The organism is Neisseria canis, assembly GCF_900636765.1.
In the GTDB taxonomy this organism is placed as follows: Bacteria; Pseudomonadota; Gammaproteobacteria; order Burkholderiales; family Neisseriaceae; genus Neisseria; species Neisseria canis.
Map to the genome: position 1 here is coordinate 1972502 of NZ_LR134313.1, position 20964 is coordinate 1993465.

The window sequence follows — 20964 nt, forward strand, 5'->3', positions numbered from 1 at the left end:
GCTTTCATCCAGAATCCACTGCCTATTAAGTTTATGAGTTTAACCGACTGGTCGTTGTTTGCCTTACTTTGCTTTCCCATTATCGCCACTTTATTGCCGCTTTTGCCTTTCAACCATTGGACCGTGCGCATATTCGACTTTCCGCGCCTGCAAATTGCGTTTGTCAGCTTGGTCTGCATTTTTTTAGGCTGGGTACTGCAAGATTCCGATCATTGGCTGCTGCGCACTATGGAAATGCTCAACCTGCTGTGCATGGCTTATCAAATTTGGGAAATCTCAGCCTACACACCTTTAAGCCGCAAACAGGTCAAACGCTATCGCGGTGAGAGCGACCAACGCAGCATCTCCCTGCTTACCAGCAACGTACTCACGCCCAACCGCCGCGCCGATAAATTGCTGGCTCTGGTTGAAAAATGGCAGCCGGACGTCGTGTTGACATTAGAAACCGATTTATGGTGGGAGCAGCAGTTGGCGCAGCTGGAAGAAAGCTATTCCTACACCGTTAAAATCCCGCTCGACAACCTCTACGGCATGCACCTATACAGCCGGCTGCCGCTGAAAAATGTCGAAGTGCGCCATTGGGTTCAAGAAGACATTCCCTCCATTTTTACCGAAGCCCAACTCCCTTCCGGCGAATGGATCCACCTATACTGCCTGCACCCCATGCCGCCTACGCCCACCGAAAGCGCCACGTCCACCAACCGAGATGCAGAATTGCTGCTGGTCGGCCAAGAAATCACACAAAACGACAAACCCGTGTTGGTATTCGGCGATTTGAACGACGTTGCCTGGTCTGCCACCTCACGCCTCTTCCAAAAAACCAGCGGCCTTCTAGACCCCCGCGTCGGCCGCGGCCTATACAGCACCTTCCATGCCCAATGGCCCTTGATGCGCTGGCCTCTGGATCATATTTTTCACAGTAGCGATTTTATGATGCGGGAAATCAAAGTATTATCCGACATAGGCTCAGACCACTTTCCTGTTTACGGCAGCTTCCAATACCATCCCGCCGTCGAAGCCGTTCAGGAAGAGCCGCAAGCCGATGCAGAAGACCACGAAGAAGCCCAAGAAAAAATCGACGAGGCCGATCCGGAGAAAAAAGTTATTCGGGAAAAATATTAAAGTTAACAACAACCCAACAAAATGCCTGTCTGAAACCATTTTCAGACAGGCATTTTGTTTATAGGCTGCAAGCTGATTAACAACTGAACTCAAAACATTCAGTTATCTCTAGCTTTAAACATATGATATTAAAAGTTTAAATTGTAACCACTCTTAAAAAAACAGACCGGATATTAGCGGTTACGCCTTGCTTCTTAACACTATAAATCCATGATTATAAATAACCTCTGGTATACGCGGCCATTTTGCCCGCTGCTTCGCAAACGTTGCTGATATGGCAGCAAGCTTCAGATGCCAAACCCGATAAAATCAGTTTTTCGTCAGCAGGTAGATCTCTAATGCGCGGCGCGACCAACTCGTATAGGTTAAGCATGAATAAAGTTAAGGCGGTATAGCCTGTCCCGCTATTGACAACAGAATGGGTTTTAACGTTTGAATTTTGCGCTTGTGGCGCGGTTTGAATGTTTTGCATTTTGAATGCTCCGTTAATTTTTGAGAGTTTGAGAATCCCATTAGGGGGCGGTGCTCTCTCTGGTATTAACGACATCAGCCTGCGCCTTACGGTTGGCAGACACCGCCATAACTTGACTTGATAGGCCATCTGAAAATGTGGCCGCTCAATGTGAAATTTTGGCGCGAAAAAATCAGCGTTTACCCTGCTGATTTGGGCGTTAATTTTTGGGGCTGAAGTAGATTAGCAGTCATGATAGGCTGCCAAAATGAAGATAACCCACTGTAAGCTAAAGAAGATTCTGCAAAGAAAACTGCTTGAATATTTTGTATTGGAAGTAACCGCACGTTCGGCTGCCGATATCTTGGATATTCAGCCCAATACGGCCATTCTCTTTTACCGCAAAATCCGTCTTGTTATCAGACATCATTTGGCTTTGGAAGCAGATCAGGTTTTTGAGGGCGGCGGATTCGGATTTGAAGTGCAACTTTCCATAACAGAAAAAGGCCGGTATGCGGTAGCATACGGCCTTTCCTGCAAGAAAGATTGCATATGAGCTACACACAACTGACCCAAGACGAACGATACCACATCCAATACCTGTCCCGCCACCATAGCATCAGCGAAATCGCCAAACGGCTTAACCGCTATAAAAGCACCATCAGCCGCGAAATCAAACGGCACTGCCCACAAGGGCAGCAATACAGTGCCGAAAAAGCCCAACAGCAAAGCCGGCTTACCAAACAGCGCAAAAGAAAGCCCTATAAGCTCCATTCGCAGCTGATCCAACACATCGACACCCTCATCCGACTCAAACTCAGTCCCGAACAAGTGTGCGCCTATCTGTACAAACACCACCAAATCACGCTCCGCCACAGCACCGTCTATAACTACCTGCGCGACGACAAAAGCAACGGCGGCACTTTGTGGCAGCATCTCAGAATAGCCGGCAAATCCTACCGTAAACGCTACGGCAGCACATGGAGCAGAGGCAAAGTACCCGACCGCACAGGCATTGAAAACCGACCCGCCATCGTCGACCAAAAATCCCGTATAGGCGACTGGGAAGCCGACACCATCGTCGGCAAAGATCAGAAAAGCGCATTACTGACACCGGTCGAGCGGGTTACCCGCTACACCATCATCTGCAAGTTGAAGAACTTCAAAGCCAAAGACACTGCCAACGCCGTCATCAAGGTATTGAAGGCGCATAAAAACAGGGTACACACCATCACCATGGATAACGGCAAAGAATTCTACCGACACATCCGAATAGCCCAAGCATTGGAGGCAGAAACCTATTTTTGCCGCCCCTACCGTTCTTGGGAGAAAGGGCTGAATGAAAATACCAACGGACTCATCCGCCAATATTTCCCCAAACAAACCGATTTCCGCAACATCAGCCATCGGGAGATACGCAGGGTTCAAGATGAACTGAACCATAGGCCAAGAAAAACACTTGGCTATGAAACGCCAAGTGTTTTATTCTTGAATCTGTTCCAACCTCTACTGCCTGAGTGTTGCACTTGAAATTCGAATCTAAGAGCCTTTGCAAATAAGCCTACGGCTTATTTTTTCTTTTTCTGCGGCGGTAAATCGGTGCAAACGCCTAAGGCCACTTCGGCTGCCATGCCGATGCTTTCTCCTAAGGTCGGATGCGGGTGGATGGTTTTACCGATATCCGCCGCATCACAGCCCATTTCAATAGCCAAGCAGACTTCTCCGATCATATCGCCGCCGTTCGGGCCGACGATACTTCCGCCGATAATCTTGCCGCTTTCTTCATCGAAAATCAGCTTGGTAAAGCCTTGATCGCAGCCGTTGGCAATCGCGCGGCCGGATGCCGCCCACGGGAACACGGCTTTGGTGATTTTCAAACCGTTTTCTTTGGCGGAAGTTTCGGTTACGCCCACCCAAGCCACTTCTGGCGAAGTGTAGGCTACGCCGGGAATCACGCGGGCATCGAAATAGGCTTTGTGGCCTGCGCAGTTTTCAGCGGCCACATGACCTTCGTGCACGGCTTTGTGCGCCAACATAGGCTGGCCTACCACATCGCCGATGGCATAGATATTGGGCACGTTGGTACGCATTTGTTTGTCGACTTCAATGAAGCCGCGGTCGGTTACAGCTACTCCGGCTTTTTCGGCATCAATCAATTTGCCGTTTGGCGCGCGACCTGCGGCAACCAGCACCAAATCATAGCGCTGCGGCTCTTTCGGTGCGTTTTCGCCTTCAAAGCTCACATAAATGCCGTCTTCTTTTGCATCAACGGCTACGGTTTTGGTGTTGATCATGATGTTGTCGAAGCGGTATTCGTTCTGCTTCTGCCAAACTTTTACCAAATCACGGTCTGCGCCCTGCATCAGGCCGTCCATCATTTCCACTACATCCAGGCGGGCGCCCAAAGTGCTGTACACCGTACCCATTTCCAAGCCGATGATGCCGCCGCCGATAATCAGCATTTTTTGCGGGATTTCTTTCAGCGCCAAAGCACCGGTAGAATCGACAATGCGCGGATCTTGCGGAATAAACGGCAGGTTTACCACGCGGCTGCCGACTGCGATGATGCAGTTTTTAAACGCCACTACTTTTTTGCTGCCGGTTTCGGTAGACTGTTCATATTCCTGGCTTTCGGTTAATGCAACTTCAATATGGTTTGCATCTAAGAATTTACCGAAACCCTGAATGATGTCCACTTTGCGGGCTTTCGCCATGCCTGCCAAGCCGCCGGTAAGTTTGCCGATCACTTTGTCTTTGTAAGCGCGCAGCATGTCGATATCTACTTCCGGCTCGGGATAAGAAATGCCGTTGTCCTTCAGGTGGCGCACTTCATCCATTACTGCCGCATTGTGCAGCAAGGCTTTAGACGGAATACAGCCTACATTCAAACATACGCCGCCTAAGGTGCTGTATTGCTCGATAATGGCTACTTTCAAGCCTTCGTCGGCTGCGGCAAATGCAGCGGAATAGCCGCCCGGGCCGCCACCCAACACTACAACATCATATTCCGCATCGGAAGCACCGCTAAATTGCGCTGCTTGCGGAGCCGGGGCGGCTGCTTTGGGCGCTTCTTGTACCGCTTCCGGCTTACTTTCGGTTTTTGGGGCTTCGGCAGAGGCTGCCGCCGCTTCGACAACCGCAATCACGCCGCCTTCGGAAATTTTGTCTCCCACTTTAACTTTGACTTCTTTCACCACGCCGGCTGCTTCAGCGGGAACATCCATGGTGGCTTTGTCAGTTTCCAAAGTAATCAGTGTATCTTCCAAGGCAATTGTGTCGCCTGCTTTAATTTCTACGGCGATGATGTCTACATTTTCATGCCCGCCGATGTCGGGCACTTTGAGTTCGATTAAGCTCATTCTTTAAACCTTTCTGGAAAGCAACCGGTATTTTACCGGCTGCTTCGGTAGTCTTTTCAGACAGGCATTGTTTGAATGCCTGTCTGAACGGCGTTACAGTGTAATGCGGCGGAAATCTTTTAACAGACTTGCCAAGAACACGGTAAAGCGCATACCGGCCGCACCGTCGATTACGCGGTGGTCGAACGACAGGCTCAACGGACACATCAGGCGCGGTTCAAAGGCAGACCCGTTCCATACCGGTTTCATTTGTGATTTGCACACGCCCAAAATGGCTACTTCAGGTGCGTTCACAATCGGTGTGAAGCCGGTGCCGCCGATACCGCCCAAGCTGGAAATGGTAAAGGTTGCCCCTTGCATTTCGTTGGGCTTGAGCTTGCCTTCGCGGGCTTTTTTACTCAGTTCGGTTAAGTCTTGAGAAATTTCTTTCAAGCCTTTTTTATCGGCATCTTTAATTACCGGCACAACCAAGCCGTTGGGCGTGTCGGCTGCGAAGCCGATGTTGTAGTATTTTTTCAATACCAAGTTGTCGCCATCCAAAGATGAGTTGAATTCCGGGAAAGCTTTCAAAGCAGTTACGGAAGCTTTGATGATAAACGCCAACGGCGACAATTTCACACCCTCGCGCTCCCATTCTTTATTCAGCTGTTTGCGGAACTCTTCCAGCTCGGTCATATCGGCTTCATCGTTCACGGTAACATGCGGAATCATCACCCAGTTGCGGGACAGGTTTTGACCAGAAATTTTCTTGATGCGGGAAAGCTCTTTTACTTCGATTTCACCGAATTTGCTGAAATCGACTTTCGGCCACGGCAGCAAGTCCAAACCACCGCCTAAAGAAGGTGCAGCCGGAGCGGCTTTGCCAGCGCCGCCTTGCATGGCAGCTTTAACGAAGGCTTTGATGTCTTCGCCGACAATACGGCCTTTCAAGCCCGTACCGGTAACCAGACCCAAATCCACACCTAATTCGCGCGCCAGTTTACGGGCAGACGGGCCTGCGTGTGCTTTGGCAAATGCGGCTTCGTTAACCGGCGTGTTGCCGAATGCGGCAACCGGTGCGGCAGAAGCTGTTTGCGGTGCAGGAGCGGCTGCGGCCGGTGCAGCTGCAGGAGCCGGTTCGGCTTTTTTCTCTTCGGCTGTTTGTTCCGCAGGCGCTGCGGCAGCTGTAGAACCGCCGGCAGCTTCAACTTCTACAATAACGGTGCCTTGAGAAACTTTATCGCCCACTTTGATATGAACGGCTTTAACTACACCGGCCGCAGTTGACGGCACATCCATAGTGGCTTTGTCGGTTTCCAGGGTAATCAGCGTGTCGTCCACGGCAACGGTATCGCCGGCTTTTACTTCTACCGCAATCACATCCACGTTCTCATGGCCGCCAATGTCGGGGACTTCCACTTTAGCCACGTTGCCGCCGGTTGACGGTGCAGGTGCGGCTTGTGCTGGGGTAGCTGGAGCCGTTTCTTTTGCCGGCGCTGCTTCAGCGGCACCGGTAGCTTCAACCAATACAATTACGCTGCCTTCAGATACTTTGTCTCCCACTTTTACTTTCACTTCTTTCACCACGCCAGCGGTATCGGCAGGCACATCCATAGTGGCTTTGTCGGTTTCCAAAGTAATCAGGGCATCATCTACGGCAACGGTATCGCCGGCTTTTACTTCTACCGCAATGACATCCACATTCTCGTGTCCGCCAATGTCGGGTACTTTGATTTCTACGATTTGACTCATCGTGCTTATCCTTTAATTTAGTTGTGAAGCAAGGTTCGCAACTTAATTATCTTGTTAGAACCATTCAAAATCCTTTTTTCAGACAGGCATTGCGATATGCCTGTCTGAAAACCACTGCTTAACGCTCCCAGCTGGGTACAGTGTCGGTTTTGATGCCGTATTTCTCAATAGCTTGCTGAACAACCACTTTTTCAATCTTGCCTTGGTCGGCCAAAGCATTCAAAGCGGTAACAGCAATGTTGTAGCTATCTACTTCAAAGAAGCGGCGCAGGTTGGCGCGCGAGTCGCTGCGGCCGAAACCGTCGGTACCCAAAACGTGGAAATCGTTTGGAATGTAGGCACGGATACGCTCGGCAAAGCCGCGGATGTAGTCGGTAGCCGCAACAACAGGGCCTTCATGACCTTGCAGCTGTTGGGTAACAAACGGCAGTTTTTGTTCTTGCAACGGATGCAGACGGTTATGGCGCTCAACTTTCATAGCGTCGCGGTGCAGCAGGTTGAACGACGGGCAAGACCAAATGTCGGCTTCTACGCCGAAGTCGTTTTTCAGCAGCTCGGCTGCTTTAATCACTTCGGTCAGAATGGTACCGGAACCCATCAATTGAACTTTCTTATCGCTTGCACCACCGGCTTTGAACAGATACATACCTTTCAGGATTTCTTCTTCAATGCCTTCGCGTTGCGGCATGGCCGGATGCGCGTAGTTTTCGTTCATCACGGTCAGGTAATAGTACACGTCTTCCTGATTAACATACATGCGGCGCAAACCGTCTTGAATGATCACGGCCAATTCGTACTGGAAGGTCGGATCGTAGCTCATACAGTTCGGAATCAGATCGGCCTGAACTTGGCTGTGGCCGTCTTCGTGTTGCAGACCTTCGCCGTTCAAAGTTGTACGGCCGGAAGTACCGCCCACCAAGAAGCCGCGTGCGCGCATATCGCCCGCAGCCCAAGCCAAATCGCCGATGCGTTGGAAGCCGAACATTGAGTAATAGATATAGAACGGAATCATGGCGTAGCGGCTGTTTGCATAGCTGGTTGCGGCTGCAATCCAGTCGGCCATCGCACCGGGTTCATTAATACCTTCCTGCAAAATCTGACCGTCAACCGATTCTTTATAGAACATCAGTTGGTCTTTATCTTGCGGGGTATATTGCTGGCCTTTCGGATTCCAAATACCGTATTGGCGGAACATGCCTTCCATACCGAAAGTGCGGCTTTCGTCCGGAACGATCGGCACGATGCGTTTGCCGATTTGCTTGTCTTTCAGCAAAGTTGACAGAATACGCACGAATGCCATGGTGGTAGAAAACTCGCGGTCGCCGCTTGCTTCAAGTTGCGCGTCGAATGTTTCCAAAGCAGGAATCGGCAAAGCTTCTTTATTCGGATTACGCTGCGGCAGATAACCGCCCAAAGCATTGCGGCGTTCGCGCAGGTATTGCATTTCGGGGCTGTCTTCCGGGAAGCGGTAATAAGGCAGGTCGCCGCTTTCGATTTGCTCGTCGGTTACCGGGATGCCGAAACGTGTGCGGAATTGTTTCAGGGAAGCCACGTCCATTTTTTTCGCTTGGTGGGCGATGTTTTGGCCTTCCCCTGAAGCACCCATGCCGTAGCCTTTAATGGTTTTAGCCAAAATCACTGTCGGGCGGCCGTCCGGGTTGTTTACGGCTTCGTAGTAAGCGGCATAAACTTTATGTGGATCGTGGCCGCCGCGATTCAAGGCCCAAATTTCTTCGTCCGACATATTCGCCACCATGGCTTTTAATTCGGGCGTATTGAAGAAATGCTCGCGTACATAAGCGCCGTCTTTGGATTTGTAGGTTTGGTAGTCGCCATCCAAACATTCGTTCATACGCTGTTTCAGGGCGTTGTTGGTGTCGTTGGCCAACAAGCCGTCCCAGCGGCCGCCCCAAATCACTTTCAATACGTTCCAGCCGGCGCCGCGGAAGTTGCCTTCCAGTTCTTGGATGATTTTGCCGTTACCGCGCACAGGGCCATCGAGGCGCTGCAGGTTACAGTTGATAACGAAGATCAGGTTGTCCAAGCCTTCGCGTGCTGCCAAAGAAATGGCGCCTTGGCTTTCCGGCTCGTCCATCTCGCCGTCGCCGCAGAATACCCATACTTTACGGCCTTTGGTTTTGGTTAAACCGCGTGATTCAAGGTATTTCAGGAAACGTGCCTGATAAATCGCCATCAACGGACCTAAACCCATAGATACGGTGGGGAATTGCCAAAAATCGGGCATCAAATAAGGGTGCGGATAAGAAGACAGACCGTCTGCATCTGCTTCTTGGCGGAAATTGTTTAATTGCTCTTCGGTTAAACGGCCTTCCACAAATGCGCGTGCATAGATACCGGGAGCAGAGTGGCCTTGGATAAACACCAAATCGCCTTCTACGCCGTCTTTCCCTTTGGCATGCCAGAAGTGGTTGAAGCCGACGTCATACAGAGTCGCAGCAGATTGGAAAGAAGCAATATGGCCACCCAGTTCCAAATCTTTTTTGCCTGCCCGCAATACCATTGCGGCGGCGTTCCAACGGATGATAGAACGGATACGGTGCTCCAATTCATGATTCCCCGGAGATTTCTGCTCTTTGCCTACCGGAATCGTGTTCAAATATGCGGTAGTTGCGTCAAACGGCATATGCACGCCGCGGCGGCGGGTGTATTTCACCAGATTTTGCAAGAGGAAGTGCGCGCGTTCGGTACCTTCGTGCTCCAAAACCGAGCTTAATGCGTCTAACCATTCCTGGGTTTCAATAGGATCAACGTCTTGAATTTGGGTGGACATAATGACAATCCCTTTCAGTTGAGTTAATTAAAGAAGCTTGTTAATTGCGAATCCAATAATTTTCGTTTTCGAAAATTAAGCAGAATTTCAAAATCTAAAAGCAACCGTTACTTATGTATTTCATCTAAGAAAAACAATGGTTTCAGACAGGCATCAAAGTTGCAGCCGACCTAAATATTCCATTGTATTACCTCTAGATATAAGCGTATTCCCGAATGCTAACAGCAATCATCTTACAAGGCAAACAGCTTCATTTGCCTTAAAACAAATTTTCGGCATTTAAATTCTATTTTTGTTTTCTTTCATGTTCAAATTGGAATAATAAAGCGCCCAATATTGAAATATTTTAATCACATCGGCCATTGAAATATTCGCAAATGAAACGGGTAAAAAGCCTGCAGGCTGTATTTGCCGGCTCATTGCCAAGTGTTAAAAAAGTTAAAGGCAAGTTTTTTATCTGCCGTTTTTTTCATCAGGATCGCGCCATTGGCGCTTCAATAAAAACCTTACCGCACCGTCATTTCCTTTGCGCGGTTCCACATAGGCCAGCACATCGGGATGCTGCATCAACCACCGGCGCACCAAATTTTTAAGCACCGGCTGATAGCCTGATGAGCCAAGGCCGCTGCCGTGGATGATTTCGCCGCACACGCCGCGCTTTTTGGTGAATTCGATAAACTCATTCAGTACCTGCTGCGCTTCTTCCTGCGTGTAACCGTGCAAATCCACATCAGCAACCACCGGATAATGACCGCTTTGCAAGCGCTTGATGTCGTTGCTGCCTTGCCCGTTTTTACTGAATTTATCGGGCACTTCCAGCCATTGTCCTTCGCCTACATAAAAATAGTTTTCTTGTTCGAGGTGCAAATCCTCCTGTTTGCGCGGTTTGATGGGCGAGCTGTCGCGCGGCGGCACATAGCGGTTTCGGCTTTTCAGAGGTTGGACATCGCTCATCATTTTGGCGAAATCCACTTCTTCTTCCGCTTGTTTACGCGCGGCTTTTTCTTGTTCGGCTTTCGCTTCTGCTTCCTGTTTGACCTGTTTTCCCAAGGCTTTTAGGGTGGCTTGAAAATCTTGTTTCATTATTTACTCTGTTCGATAGCATGAAAGTTTTCAGACAGGCATGATGCCTGTCTGAAAAATGGTTACGGATTTTGCCTTACATCGGCTAAAGCTTCTGTTCCGAAACACTCGTCATCAATAATAGCTGCTATTTTTGCGGCAGTTTCCTCCGGCATGCTCAAACCGCCTTTTTCTTTTAAATCGAGAAACCGTTGCAGCATCGGAAAATCATCGGCATCGCAAGCGCGGATGGCTGCCTGCATGTCGGTATCGACCACACCCGGAGCGACGGATAAGGCGCGGACATTCGGATCGGCTTCAATATTTACGCACCTCGCATGATGATCAAGCGCAGCTTTGGTGGCGCCGTATACGCTCCAACCCGGATAAGCATTTCTGCCGGCGCCGCTCGATATGTGAACGATTTTCATACAGGCATCCGACGGTTTGTGTGCGGCAATATGGTTGGCCAGCAGCAACGGTGCGGTAACATTAAGCGCCACCGCCTGCATGATTTCTGCTGCATTTTGCCTGCCCAATGTGGCGCTCGGCGCCGTTGTACCTGCATTATTAATCAACACGATATTATCGGCACCGTTTAAAAAACGAGTTAAGCCGCCCTGCTCCAACCATAGGCTCAAGTTTTGATCGTTTGATAAATCAATTGCTTGCTGCTGCAGATTTTCAGACAGGCATTCCGGCAGCAGCTTACGCGACAAGCCGAAAACGGGACGGTTTTTGTTGAGATAAAGCTCGGTTAGGGCTTTTCCCAATCCCCTGCTGTGGCCGGTGATAATCACTTTTTCCATATTCAGCCTACCCGGTAAAAAGCCAGGCTGCCGAGCAGATTAGGCAAAGTGTTGACACGCTTGCCTTTGGTCATCACGGCGCGCTCCAAAATATGGATGCCGTTTTTCACGCACAGCAGTTCGAAATCGACGATGGTGCAGAAATGGATATTCGGCGTGTTATACCATTGGTACGGCATGCGCTCGGATACGGGCATATGGCCGGTTAAACCGAGCTGAACGCGGTTGCGCCAATAACCGAAATTCGGAAAAGATACGATAGCTTGCTTGGCTACGCGCGTGAGGTCGCGCAAAATATTTTCCGTATTCTGCATGGCTTGGATGGTTTGGCTCAACACCAGGATATCGAAGCTGTTGGAATCGAAATCCTGCAAGCCCTGCTCCAAATCGGCCTGTATCACGTTGATACCGCGCTCCATGGAAGCAAGCACGCCTTCGGTGTCGATTTCCACACCGTAGCCGCTGCAATGTTTGTTTCGCACCAATGCTGAAAGCAGTTCGCCTTTGCCGCAGCCTAAATCCAAAACCCGGCTGTTTTCAGGAATCCAATCGTAAATCAGTTGCAGGTCATCGCGCAGATTCATGCTTGCAACTCCTTGTAAACATTATTTATATAAGCGCGCATGGCGCGGACATAAGGCTCGTCGGTCATCAAAAAAGCATCGTGGCCGTGATACGACTCCACTTCTATATATTGCACGCTTTTTCCTGCTCTGACCAAATGTTTCACCAAAGCCCGCGAACGCTCCGGCGCAAAGCGCCAATCCGTGCTGAAACTGGCAACGAAAAATTTGGCTTTTACATGGCTTAATGCTGCCGACAAATCATTGCCGTATTCATCGGCAGGAGCGAAATAATCCAAAGCTTTGGTCATACGCAGATAAGTGTTGCCGTCGAAACGTTCGGCAAATTTATCGCCTTGATAGCGCAGGTAAGATTCGATTTCAAACTCAACATCATAGCCGTATTGGTAGCCGTCGCTGCGCATGCTGCGTCCGAATTTTTTGCCCATGCCTTTTTCGGCCAGATAAGTGATGTGCCCCATCATGCGGGCAATGCGCAAACCGCGGCGGGGAATGGTGTTGTGGCGGCGGTAATGGCCGTTGTGGAAATTGGAATCGGTGATAATGGCTTGGCGCGCCACATCGTTAAACGCAATATTTTGCGCAGACAAACGCGTGGCCGAGGCAATTACCAAAGCGTGGCGCACGCGGTCGGGGAAATCAATCGTCCATTGCAACGCCTGCATACCGCCCAAGCTGCCGCCCACAACCGCCGCCCATTGTACGATACCCAAATAATCGGCCAGCATCGCTTGGCTTTTAACCCAGTCTTTCACCGTTACCACAGGAAAGTCGGCACCGTATTCCTCGCCGGTTTCAGGGTTTTTGCTCAAAGGCCCGGTGCTGCCGTGGCAGCCGCCGAGATTGTTCAAGCCGACCACAAAAAAACGGTTGGTATCAATCGGCTTGCCGGGGCCGACCATATTGTCCCACCAGCCGGGCGCTTTATCCTGTTCGCTGTGGTATCCGGCCACATGGTGGTTGCCCGACAAAGCATGGCAAATCAAAACGGCATTGCTTTTGGCCTCGTTGAGCGTTCCGTAAGTTTCAATCATCAAATCGAAACGGGGCAGCGTTTGGCCGCTTTGCAGGAGCAAAGGTGATTCAAACGGGATTTTCTGCGGGCTGACCAGCCCGACACTGTTGGCACGGTTCATAAGGCAGGCATATTTTCGGAAAAGCGTTTATTATAGCGGCTTCGCCTGCTTTGTGCATTCAGACAGGCATTTTCAAACCGGCGTTTTTCAGACAGGCATTAATCATGATCGGGCGGATCTTACGCATTGTTTTGTTGTTTTCGATTGCAGCGCTTATCATCAACCGCCTGTTTGGCAGGAAACAGAAACGCGCGCTCAACGATATTGTTCGTTTAACGGCTTGGGTGGTGTTGGTTGTAACCACATTGGCTTTTCTGATGCACTTATCCTTCGGCATCTGAAGCCGCATGTTCACATATTTCGCTTCCGACAATCTGTTACGGTTATCCAATTGCGCTGCTGCAATGCCTGTCTGAAAAACTTAGGTTATAATAATGCCTAAATGCCTGTCTGAAAAAAGACGATTCAGACAGGCATCTACCGTAAAACTTCAAAAAGGAATATCCATGCCTAGAAAAACAGAAATCAACAAAGGCAAAATCAAAGACAATGCCTTAAAAGCGTTGGTTAAATCCAATTTATTCCAGCCCAAAATCCACAAGCCGAAAAAAGGCAAAGGGTCTTACAGCCGCAAAGGCAACAAGCAATCAGGTTTTTTGATAAGCAAAAAACCTGATTTTTTTATGCCTGCCTGAAAAATCGTTTACCCGTCATACTGTTCCAAGCGGGTACTTTCACTTAAAATAGCCGCTTTTGTTTCATCACCTGCCAAACACCATGAATATTCTGCAATTAGAAAACTGCTCTTTCGCCGTCGGTCATGTTGCATTGCTGGCCAACACTTCGTTCCAGCTTGATACCGGAGAAAAAGTCGGCCTTATCGGGCGCAACGGTGCGGGCAAGTCTTCCTTGCTGAAAATTCTGGCAGGCGTGCAAAAGCCCGACGACGGGCAGCTGATCGTGCAAAACGGCCTGAAAACCGTGTATGTGCCGCAGGAAAGTTTCTTCGATGCGTCGGCCACGGTGTTTGATGTGGTTGCCGAAGGTTTGGGCGATCTGCGCGACCTATTGCGCCGCTACCACCAAATCAGCCTGCGTTTGGAAAACGAGCAGTCGGAAGCCTTGCTCAAAGAGCTGAATACCCTGCAAACCGAATTGGAAACGCTTGACGGCTGGCAGTTTGACGCCGCCATCAAGCAAACCGTCAGCGAATTAGGCCTGCCTGAAAACGAAACCATAGCCAACCTTTCCGGCGGCCAGAAAAAACGCGTCGCGCTGGCGCAGGCTTGGGTGCAGAAACCGGACATCCTGCTTTTAGACGAACCCACCAACCACCTTGATATAGATGCGATTATCTGGCTGGAAAACCTGCTCCGGCAATTTAGCGGCAGCATCATCGTGATCACGCACGACCGACGCTTTCTCGACAATATCGCCAACCGCATCGTCGAACTGGATCGCGGCATATTACGCTCATATCCCGGCTCTTTCTCTAAATACAGCGAGAAAAAAGCGCAAGAATTGGCGGTGGAAGCCGAACACAACCGCTTGTTTGATAAGTTTCACGCCCAAGAAGAAGCGTGGATACGCAAAGGCATCGAAGCGCGCCGCACCCGCAACGAAGGCCGCGTGCGCCGTTTGGAAGAACTGCGCCGCCAGCGTGCCGAGCGCCGCGAGCGGCAAGGCCAAGTCAATTTCAAACTCAGCAGCGGCGAGAAAAGCGGCAAAATCATTGCCGAATTGGAACACGCAGGCTTCAGCTACGGCGATAAAGTGATTATGAACCCGTTTTCCACCGTGATTCAGCGCGGCGACAAAATCGGCTTAATCGGCCCGAACGGCATCGGAAAAACCACTTTCCTCAAGCTGATTTTAGGCGAATTGCAGCCGACCTACGGCAAAATCCGCTTGGGCAGCAAACAGGAAGTGGCTTATTTCGACCAATTCAGAAGCGCGCTCAACGAAAACGACACTGTGTTTTACACGCTCGGGCAAGGCAATGATTATGTGGAAATCGGCGGCAAAAAACGGCATGTGATGGGCTATCTGGAAGACTTCCTGTTTCATCCCGCCCGCGCCCAAAGCCCGGTTTCTTCGCTTTCCGGCGGCGAACGCAACCGTCTGCTGCTTGCCAAGCTGTTTACCAAACCCGCCAATATTCTGGTGCTCGACGAACCGACCAACGATTTGGACATCGACACGCAGGAGTTACTGGAAGAATTGCTGCGCGACTATCAAGGCACGGTGTTTCTGGTGAGCCACGACCGGATGTTTCTTGATAATGTGATTACGCAAAGCATTGTTTTCGAGGGTGAAGGCCGCCTGAAAGAATACATCGGCGGCTATCAGGATTATCTGGATGCCAAAGCGCGCGAAGAAGCCATCCAAACCGCAACTGCAAAAACAGCCGGCGCAACCGAACCGGAAAAAAACACGCGCGCCAAACAAAACCGCACGGTCAAACTTTCCTATAAAGAGCAACGCGAGCTTGATGCGTTGCCTGACGAAATCGCCGCGCTTGAATCCGAGCAGGCCGAATTAACCGCGCAGCTTTCCGACCCCGAAATCTTCAAAAACTACGAAAAAGCCGCCAAGCTGCAAACGCGTTCGGAAGAAATCGAAATGCTGCTGCTGGAAAAGCTGGAACGCTGGGAAGCTTTGGAAAACAAGCAAAACGGTTTCTCACAATAAACAATGCCTGTCTGAAAAGCTTTTCAGACAGGCATTGTGCTCATCAAATAATCAATCTATATAAACAAACTTGGCGCGCTTCACATTACACAAAAGCTCGTAAGCAATCGTGCCCGCGCTTTGCGCCACTTCGTTAACATCTATCTTATCGCCCCACAGCTCCACTTCGCTGCCGATGGCGCCGTCCGTGCCGTTCAAATCAACGGTAATCATGTCCATAGACACACAACCGATAATCCGGCTGCGCACGCCGTTTACCGCAACAGGACTGCCGGTTGATGCCCGTCTCGGATAGCCGTCGGCATAACCGCAGGCAGTCAGGCCGACGCGGGTTGAACGCTTGGTATAGAAAGTGGCACCATAGCCCACCGGCTCATGCGGCTGCAAAACGCGCTCGTCAAACACTTTGGTCGATAAACGCATCACCGGCTTGATACGCGTATCATGCTCCAAAAACGGATCCACGCCATATAAAGCAAGCCCTGCACGCCCCCAATCCCGCCGCGCCGCCGGATAAGCCAGCATTGCGGCAGAGTTGGTCAGACTTTCTTCGCCTTCCAAGCCCTGGCAGGCGGCGTCAAAAGTTTCGATCTGTATGTCGGTCATGCCGCTGTCTGCATCGTCGGCGCAGGCAAAATGGCTGAATTTCACAATATCCGACACTTTCGGGCTTTGTTTCAAAGTGTAGTAAGCCGGCGCGTAATTGTGGGGGAAAAAACCGGCACGGTGCATGCCCGAATCCATTTTCAGCCAAACTTTAACCGGCTCTTTCCAATCATGGTTCAACAAGGCCTCAAGCTGCCATTGGCTGCCCACAACCGGCCACAAGCCGTGTTCATCCACCAAATCGTATTCGGCCGCATCAAACACACCTTCCAGCAGCACAATCGGGTTATCCACTCCGGCTTTCCGAAGCACCAAAGCTTCTTCGATACACGCTACGGCAAAACCGTCGGCCAAATCTTCCAGCGCCAAAGCGCACCGCACCGCACCATGCCCGTAGGCATCCGCTTTCAAAACCGCCAAAAGCTTACCGCCGTGGATTTGCTTTAAAGTGCGGTAATTATCGCGCAAACGGTTTAAATAAATTTCTGCCCGCAAAGGCCGCATTTGAATATTCCTTAAATGATTAACAATGAAACAAGGCCGCCCGAATTATGGCAGCCTGTCTGAAAACTTCCAAGCACCTAAGTCAAGATTCTCGTCAAACAAATTAATCCTGCCCACCGCCACGCGCACCAAACGCAGGCAAGGATAGCCCGCCTTAGCGACCATCCTGCGCACCTGCCTGTTTTTTCCTTCACTGATTTTCACTTCCAGCCAAAAATCTGGCACTGTTTTGCGCATCCTTATCGGGGGATTGCGCGGCCAAAGCCGAGCCGTTTCTTCCGCTTCCATCACGCGCACTTTGGCAGGCCGAGTTACAAAGTCGCCCAAATCCACCCCTTTGCGCAAAATATCCAGCTTGCTTTCGTCGGGTTGCCCTTCGACTTGCGCCCAATATGTTTTTTCCAGCTTGAATTTAGGCTCCGTTATCCGCGCCTGCAAATGCCCTTCATCGGTAAGCAAAAGCAGGCCCTCGCTATCGGTATCCAGCCTTCCTGCCGGATAAAAGCCTTTTGCATCAATATAATCTTTCAGCGATTGATGTTTTTCATGCGGGCTGAACTGGCAGATAACGCCGTAGGGTTTGTTGAAAATAATCAGGTGTGACATTGCAGATTGCGGCTATAAGCAGATAAAACGGCAATATTTTACCTTAAATCCGCTTCGGCAAACCCGCTTGATAACATAATGCTCTTTCGCACAATTCTGTATTAGCGCCGAAGTGAATTAGGACTTACCACAGAATCATTGGTAAACAATCCCTTGGTGTTTCAACCAGCCGTCGGGGTGGCGTTTGGCGGGGTCATGATGCGTCCAATGAATCACGCCGCCCTGTTCGCTCCACTCGTATTCACCGTAAAAACCGACCGTATCGCCTTTTTTCAATCCGGGAATTTTGGGCGCCAGGTCGATATTGTGGGCAACGAGTAAAGTTTGACCGCTGTTTAGCTTGAGAATGAAGCGTTGGTGGCGCGAGCCTTTGTTATCATCCGGCAATGTTTTTTTAACCGTGCCGCTGCCTTCGATTTGCAGGTTGCTTCTGCGGTTTTGATAAGCCTGCCGGAGAATGTGTTCAAAATTTTGCCGGTTCCCGGCTGCGTCCGTTTGATGATGCGTATGGCTTGGATTGATATCCGAAGCGGGTTGTTTGGGCGTTGTGTTGAAATGCTGCCAGCCGAATAGGGCAAGGGCAGCAACGGCTGCGATAATTATCGTGTTTTTATTCATTTTTCAGACAGGCATCAGCGTTTGTATTTTAAATCGTAGCGTATGTCTTTCATCACGCTTGCTAAATTATGGTCGAGCACTTCTTTAACCAAGCCGGGTGTTTCTTTTGCAAGCGTTTCTTGGATTTGATAAGTAAGCACTGCGGTTTGTTTCTGCACGGCAGTGCGTATCATGCCGGAAACGGCATCGGTCAGGTGCGGCAATAATTTGGCCGTAAGCCGCTCGAGCAATTCTTTTTCAGACAGGCATGTAACCGGCTGCTTGGGCGCGACTTGCGGATTGATAACATTAATGCTTACCGGAATATTTTCAGCGGCAATCGGCGGGGTATCTTTGTCAAAAATTTCCTTTTGCTCAACGGCTTGCTCTCCGCCGCTTTGGCGTTTGGGATTAAGCCATACGGTGTGGGTACTTTCGATGGCGCTTTCCTCCGGATCGCCCTGTAAAGCGGCCTGCGCGGCAATCCAGTCTTCCTGCAATAAAACGGCGGTATCCTCTACCGGCTGGTCGGCTGAAAATTCTGCATTGATTTCTTCTTGCCACTCGCGCAGATATTCTCTTAACGCACGCTCCCGCGCTTCGGTTTGCGCAAGGTTTTTCATGGCAGGCTGAGGCTGGATGGCGCTGCTAATCTGGCGCGCCCCTGATAACGGCTGGCCGCTGTTTTGACGGCGGAGTTCTTCGAGTTTACGTTCCCATTCTTCCTGCTGGCCTTGAGGAAGGTGTTGATGTGTCGGATTGAATCTTTGATTGTTCATTACTTTAAATGCTTTCTTTGCTGGCGTTTCAAGGCTTATAATTAGTGTCCTTATTTTATCAGATTATTTTCTAAGGAAACATGATGAGCAGCTTGGAACAAAGGATTGAATTTTTAGAGGAAGCCAATGAAGTGGTGCGCATGCAAAACCGTGTGCTTTCAACCGCTTTGGAAGGGCTTATTCGCGCATTGCCGTCCGATATGGCTCAGGATGCGGTGGAATCCATCCAATTGGCTTTTGAGGATGCGCTGGCCGAATTAAGCTATGAAGACAGCCCGCATATTGATTTGTTTCACGACGTAACCTACTCTTTCTTTAGGGAAAAAGAGCATTAACACACCCCGAATGGCTATGCCTGTCTGAAAAAATGTCACTTTATGTAAAGTCATGATAAAATGCTCCATTCAATAGAATCTTCTATCTGGCTTTTCCATTATTTATCTTGAAACAGGATCACGATCATGAATATGAAAAAATGGCTTGCTGCTACATTAATGTGTTCGGCTTTGGTATTGAGCGGCTGCGGCGGACAAAGCCAAAACGGCGGCCAACAAAAAGCGGATAAAGTTTACCGTGTAGCCACGAATGCGGAGTTTGCGCCGTTTGAATCGCTGGATGCCCAAAATAATGTGGAAGGTTTTGACGTTGATTTGATGAACGCTATGGCTGCGGCAGGCAATTTCAAAGTGGAATACAAACACCAGCCGTGGGACAGCCTGTTCGCCGCATTGGGTAACAGCGATGTGGATATTTTGGCCTCGGCCATCACCATCACCGACGAACGCAAGCAAACCATGTCGTTTACCGATCCTTACTACAAAATTACCCAAGTGATTCTGGTACCGCAAGGTAAAAACATTAAAAATGTTGATGATTTGAAAAAAGCCAATAAGGTAGGTGTGATTACCGGCCAAACCGGAGATTTTGTTATTTCCAAGATGTTGGGCAAAGACAGCGCGAAGATTGCGCGTTTCGATACATTGCCTTTGGTAATCAAAGAGATGGAAAGCGGCGGGTTGGATGCCGTGGTTACGGATAGCGCGGTAGTCGGCAATTATCTGAAACACAACCCCAACAAAGGCTTCACTGTGGTAGAAGCGCCTGACTTCACTGAAGAAAACTATGGTTTTGCCGTGCGTAAAAACGATGAAGAAACGCTCAAAATGCTGAATGATTCTCTGAAAAAAGTGCGCGAAAGCGGTGAATACGAAAAAATCGAAAGCAAATATTTTGCCAAATAAGCTTTTGCATCTCTCTTCGATTTAAAGCAGAATGCCTGTCTGAAACATTCAGACAGGCATTATTTATCAACCCATTCATTTTTCCCGGATTATGCTCAGTTACCGCCACGCTTTCCACGCCGGAAACCATGCCGACATACTCAAACATTTCACGCTTTGGCTGGTGTTGGACTATTTCAATAAAAAAGACAAACCCTATTGGTATATCGACACACATAGCGGCGCAGGTGTTTACAACCTTGCCGCCGAACAGGCGCAAAAGGTAGGGGAATACCGGCAAGGTATCGCCCGTTTGCGCGCCGCTTCCGGCTTGCCTGAGGCATTGCAGCAATTCAATGCCTGTCTGAACAAGCTTTTGCCTGATGAAAACCTGTATTGCGGCTCGCCTCTTTTAGCAGCGGCAACTTTGCGCGAAAGCGATAAAATGCGCTTATTTGAGCTGCATCCGGTAGATTTTGCGCTTTTACAGAATAATGTTCGGGAATGGAAATTGGGCAGGCGCTGCATTACCAGGCAGGAAAACGGCTATCAAGGTTTGATTTCCCTACTTCCGCCCCCTACCCGGCGCGCCGTGGTATTGATTGATCCGCCTTATGAAGAAAAACAGGATTACGAGCGCGTGCTACAAACGCTGAAAGAGGCGCAAAAGCGCTTTGCGGAAGGTTGCTATCTGGTTTGGTATCCCTGCCTTTCCCGCGAAGAAAGCCGGAAGCTGCCGAAAGCTTTAACGAAACTTTCACCCGAAAACTATTTAAATGTGCAGCTTCATGTGCACGCCCCGCGCGCTGACGGTTTCGGCATGCACGGCAGCGGCATGTTTGTCATCAATCCGCCCTACCTTTTGGCCAAACAGCTTACCGATACCCTGCCCGGTTTATGCAAACTTTTAAAACAAGATGACCGGGCGCGGTTTGAATTGGATTATCGGATTGCATAATATGAAAATGCCTGTCTG

At 49.9% G+C, this 20964-nt stretch carries 20 protein-coding genes and 1 pseudogene; 9 read left to right on the forward strand and 12 right to left on the reverse strand.

Going from position 1 to position 20964, the window contains the following annotated elements:
* The first annotated feature begins 33 nt into the window (after positions 1 to 33).
* Positions 34 to 1122 (forward strand): endonuclease/exonuclease/phosphatase family protein, encoded by a 1089-nt coding sequence (locus tag EL143_RS09395; protein WP_085416181.1) that lies wholly within the window; start codon positions 34 to 36, stop codon positions 1120 to 1122.
* A 214-nt stretch (positions 1123 to 1336) separates the two neighbouring features.
* Here EL143_RS09395 and EL143_RS09400 read toward each other — a convergent pair whose 3' ends face one another.
* Complete coding sequence (locus tag EL143_RS09400) at positions 1337 to 1594, reverse strand: hypothetical protein (RefSeq protein WP_085416180.1); 258 nt, start codon at positions 1592 to 1594, stop codon at positions 1337 to 1339.
* Between the two features lie 247 nt (positions 1595 to 1841).
* On the opposite strand from EL143_RS09400, the pseudogene EL143_RS09405 reads away from it, so the two are divergent.
* Both EL143_RS09405 and EL143_RS09410 read left to right on the forward strand, forming a co-directional pair.
* A pseudogene (locus EL143_RS09405) lies at positions 1842 to 2036 on the forward strand (IS1595 family transposase); the annotation flags it as partial.
* An 89-nt stretch (positions 2037 to 2125) separates the two neighbouring features.
* Complete coding sequence (locus tag EL143_RS09410) at positions 2126 to 3103, forward strand: IS30 family transposase (protein WP_126326726.1); 978 nt, start codon at positions 2126 to 2128, stop codon at positions 3101 to 3103.
* Positions 3104 to 3141: 38 nt separating this feature from the next.
* On the opposite strand, the gene lpdA is transcribed toward EL143_RS09410, so the two are convergent.
* The 7 genes from lpdA to metX form a co-directional block, all read right to left on the reverse strand.
* A complete protein-coding gene (gene lpdA, locus EL143_RS09415; RefSeq protein WP_085416178.1) occupies positions 3142 to 4932 on the reverse strand; it encodes a dihydrolipoyl dehydrogenase in 1791 nt (596 codons plus the stop codon).
* A 93-nt stretch (positions 4933 to 5025) separates the two neighbouring features.
* Positions 5026 to 6663: a dihydrolipoyllysine-residue acetyltransferase gene (gene aceF / locus EL143_RS09420; protein WP_085416177.1), complete on the reverse strand. Its 1638-nt coding sequence runs from the start codon at positions 6661 to 6663 to the stop codon at positions 5026 to 5028.
* Between the two features lie 118 nt (positions 6664 to 6781).
* Complete coding sequence (gene aceE / locus EL143_RS09425) at positions 6782 to 9454, reverse strand: pyruvate dehydrogenase (acetyl-transferring), homodimeric type (RefSeq protein ID WP_085416176.1); 2673 nt, start codon at positions 9452 to 9454, stop codon at positions 6782 to 6784.
* Between the two features lie 453 nt (positions 9455 to 9907).
* A complete protein-coding gene (locus tag EL143_RS09430) occupies positions 9908 to 10537 on the reverse strand; it encodes a Smr/MutS family protein (protein WP_197719590.1) in 630 nt (209 codons plus the stop codon).
* A gap of 62 nt (positions 10538 to 10599) precedes the next feature.
* On the reverse strand, positions 10600 to 11325 hold the full coding sequence (locus EL143_RS09435; RefSeq protein WP_085416174.1) for an SDR family NAD(P)-dependent oxidoreductase: 726 nt from the start codon (positions 11323 to 11325) through the stop codon (positions 10600 to 10602).
* A 2-nt stretch (positions 11326 to 11327) separates the two neighbouring features.
* A complete protein-coding gene (metW, locus tag EL143_RS09440) occupies positions 11328 to 11909 on the reverse strand; it encodes a methionine biosynthesis protein MetW (RefSeq protein ID WP_009116745.1) in 582 nt (193 codons plus the stop codon).
* Positions 11906 to 13045: a homoserine O-succinyltransferase MetX gene (gene metX / locus EL143_RS09445; protein ID WP_085416173.1), complete on the reverse strand. Its 1140-nt coding sequence runs from the start codon at positions 13043 to 13045 to the stop codon at positions 11906 to 11908. The genes metW and metX overlap by 4 nt, the downstream gene beginning before the upstream one ends.
* A 104-nt stretch (positions 13046 to 13149) precedes the next feature.
* On the opposite strand from metX, the gene EL143_RS12390 reads away from it, so the two are divergent.
* The 3 genes from EL143_RS12390 (at position 13150) to EL143_RS09455 (ending at position 15676) form a co-directional block, all read left to right on the forward strand.
* Entirely contained in the window at positions 13150 to 13326 is a 177-nt protein-coding gene (locus EL143_RS12390) for a protein MIGRI (RefSeq protein WP_169709815.1), read from the forward strand.
* A 165-nt stretch (positions 13327 to 13491) separates the two neighbouring features.
* Positions 13492 to 13680 carry a ribosome alternative rescue factor ArfA gene (locus EL143_RS09450; RefSeq protein ID WP_085416172.1) on the forward strand — a complete coding sequence of 63 codons (189 nt, stop codon included), beginning with the start codon at positions 13492 to 13494 and terminating at the stop codon, positions 13678 to 13680.
* A gap of 82 nt (positions 13681 to 13762) precedes the next feature.
* Positions 13763 to 15676, forward strand: a complete 1914-nt coding sequence (locus EL143_RS09455) for an ATP-binding cassette domain-containing protein (RefSeq protein WP_085416171.1) — start codon at positions 13763 to 13765, stop codon at positions 15674 to 15676.
* Positions 15677 to 15727: 51 nt separating this feature from the next.
* On the opposite strand, the gene alr is transcribed toward EL143_RS09455, so the two are convergent.
* From alr to EL143_RS09475, 4 genes are all read right to left on the reverse strand, one after another.
* Positions 15728 to 16786, reverse strand: a complete 1059-nt coding sequence (gene alr, locus EL143_RS09460; protein ID WP_085416170.1) for an alanine racemase — start codon at positions 16784 to 16786, stop codon at positions 15728 to 15730.
* Positions 16787 to 16831: 45 nt separating this feature from the next.
* Complete coding sequence (locus EL143_RS09465; RefSeq protein ID WP_085416169.1) at positions 16832 to 17392, reverse strand: pseudouridine synthase; 561 nt, start codon at positions 17390 to 17392, stop codon at positions 16832 to 16834.
* Between the two features lie 135 nt (positions 17393 to 17527).
* A complete protein-coding gene (locus tag EL143_RS09470) occupies positions 17528 to 18010 on the reverse strand; it encodes a DUF3465 domain-containing protein (protein WP_085416168.1) in 483 nt (160 codons plus the stop codon).
* 14 nt (positions 18011 to 18024) lie between these two features.
* Positions 18025 to 18768 carry a hypothetical protein gene (locus tag EL143_RS09475; RefSeq protein ID WP_085416167.1) on the reverse strand — a complete coding sequence of 248 codons (744 nt, stop codon included), beginning with the start codon at positions 18766 to 18768 and terminating at the stop codon, positions 18025 to 18027.
* Positions 18769 to 18851: 83 nt separating this feature from the next.
* Here EL143_RS09475 and EL143_RS09480 point away from each other — a divergent pair, with 83 nt between their 5' ends.
* The 3 genes from EL143_RS09480 to EL143_RS09490 all read left to right on the forward strand — a co-directional run bounded on the left by EL143_RS09480 (position 18852) and on the right by EL143_RS09490 (position 20946).
* A complete protein-coding gene (locus EL143_RS09480; RefSeq protein ID WP_085416166.1) occupies positions 18852 to 19103 on the forward strand; it encodes an NGO1151 family protein in 252 nt (83 codons plus the stop codon).
* 126 nt (positions 19104 to 19229) lie between these two features.
* Complete coding sequence (locus EL143_RS09485) at positions 19230 to 20009, forward strand: basic amino acid ABC transporter substrate-binding protein (RefSeq protein ID WP_085416165.1); 780 nt, start codon at positions 19230 to 19232, stop codon at positions 20007 to 20009.
* A 91-nt stretch (positions 20010 to 20100) separates the two neighbouring features.
* Complete coding sequence (locus EL143_RS09490) at positions 20101 to 20946, forward strand: 23S rRNA (adenine(2030)-N(6))-methyltransferase RlmJ (protein WP_085416164.1); 846 nt, start codon at positions 20101 to 20103, stop codon at positions 20944 to 20946.
* Positions 20947 to 20964: the final 18 nt, after the last annotated feature.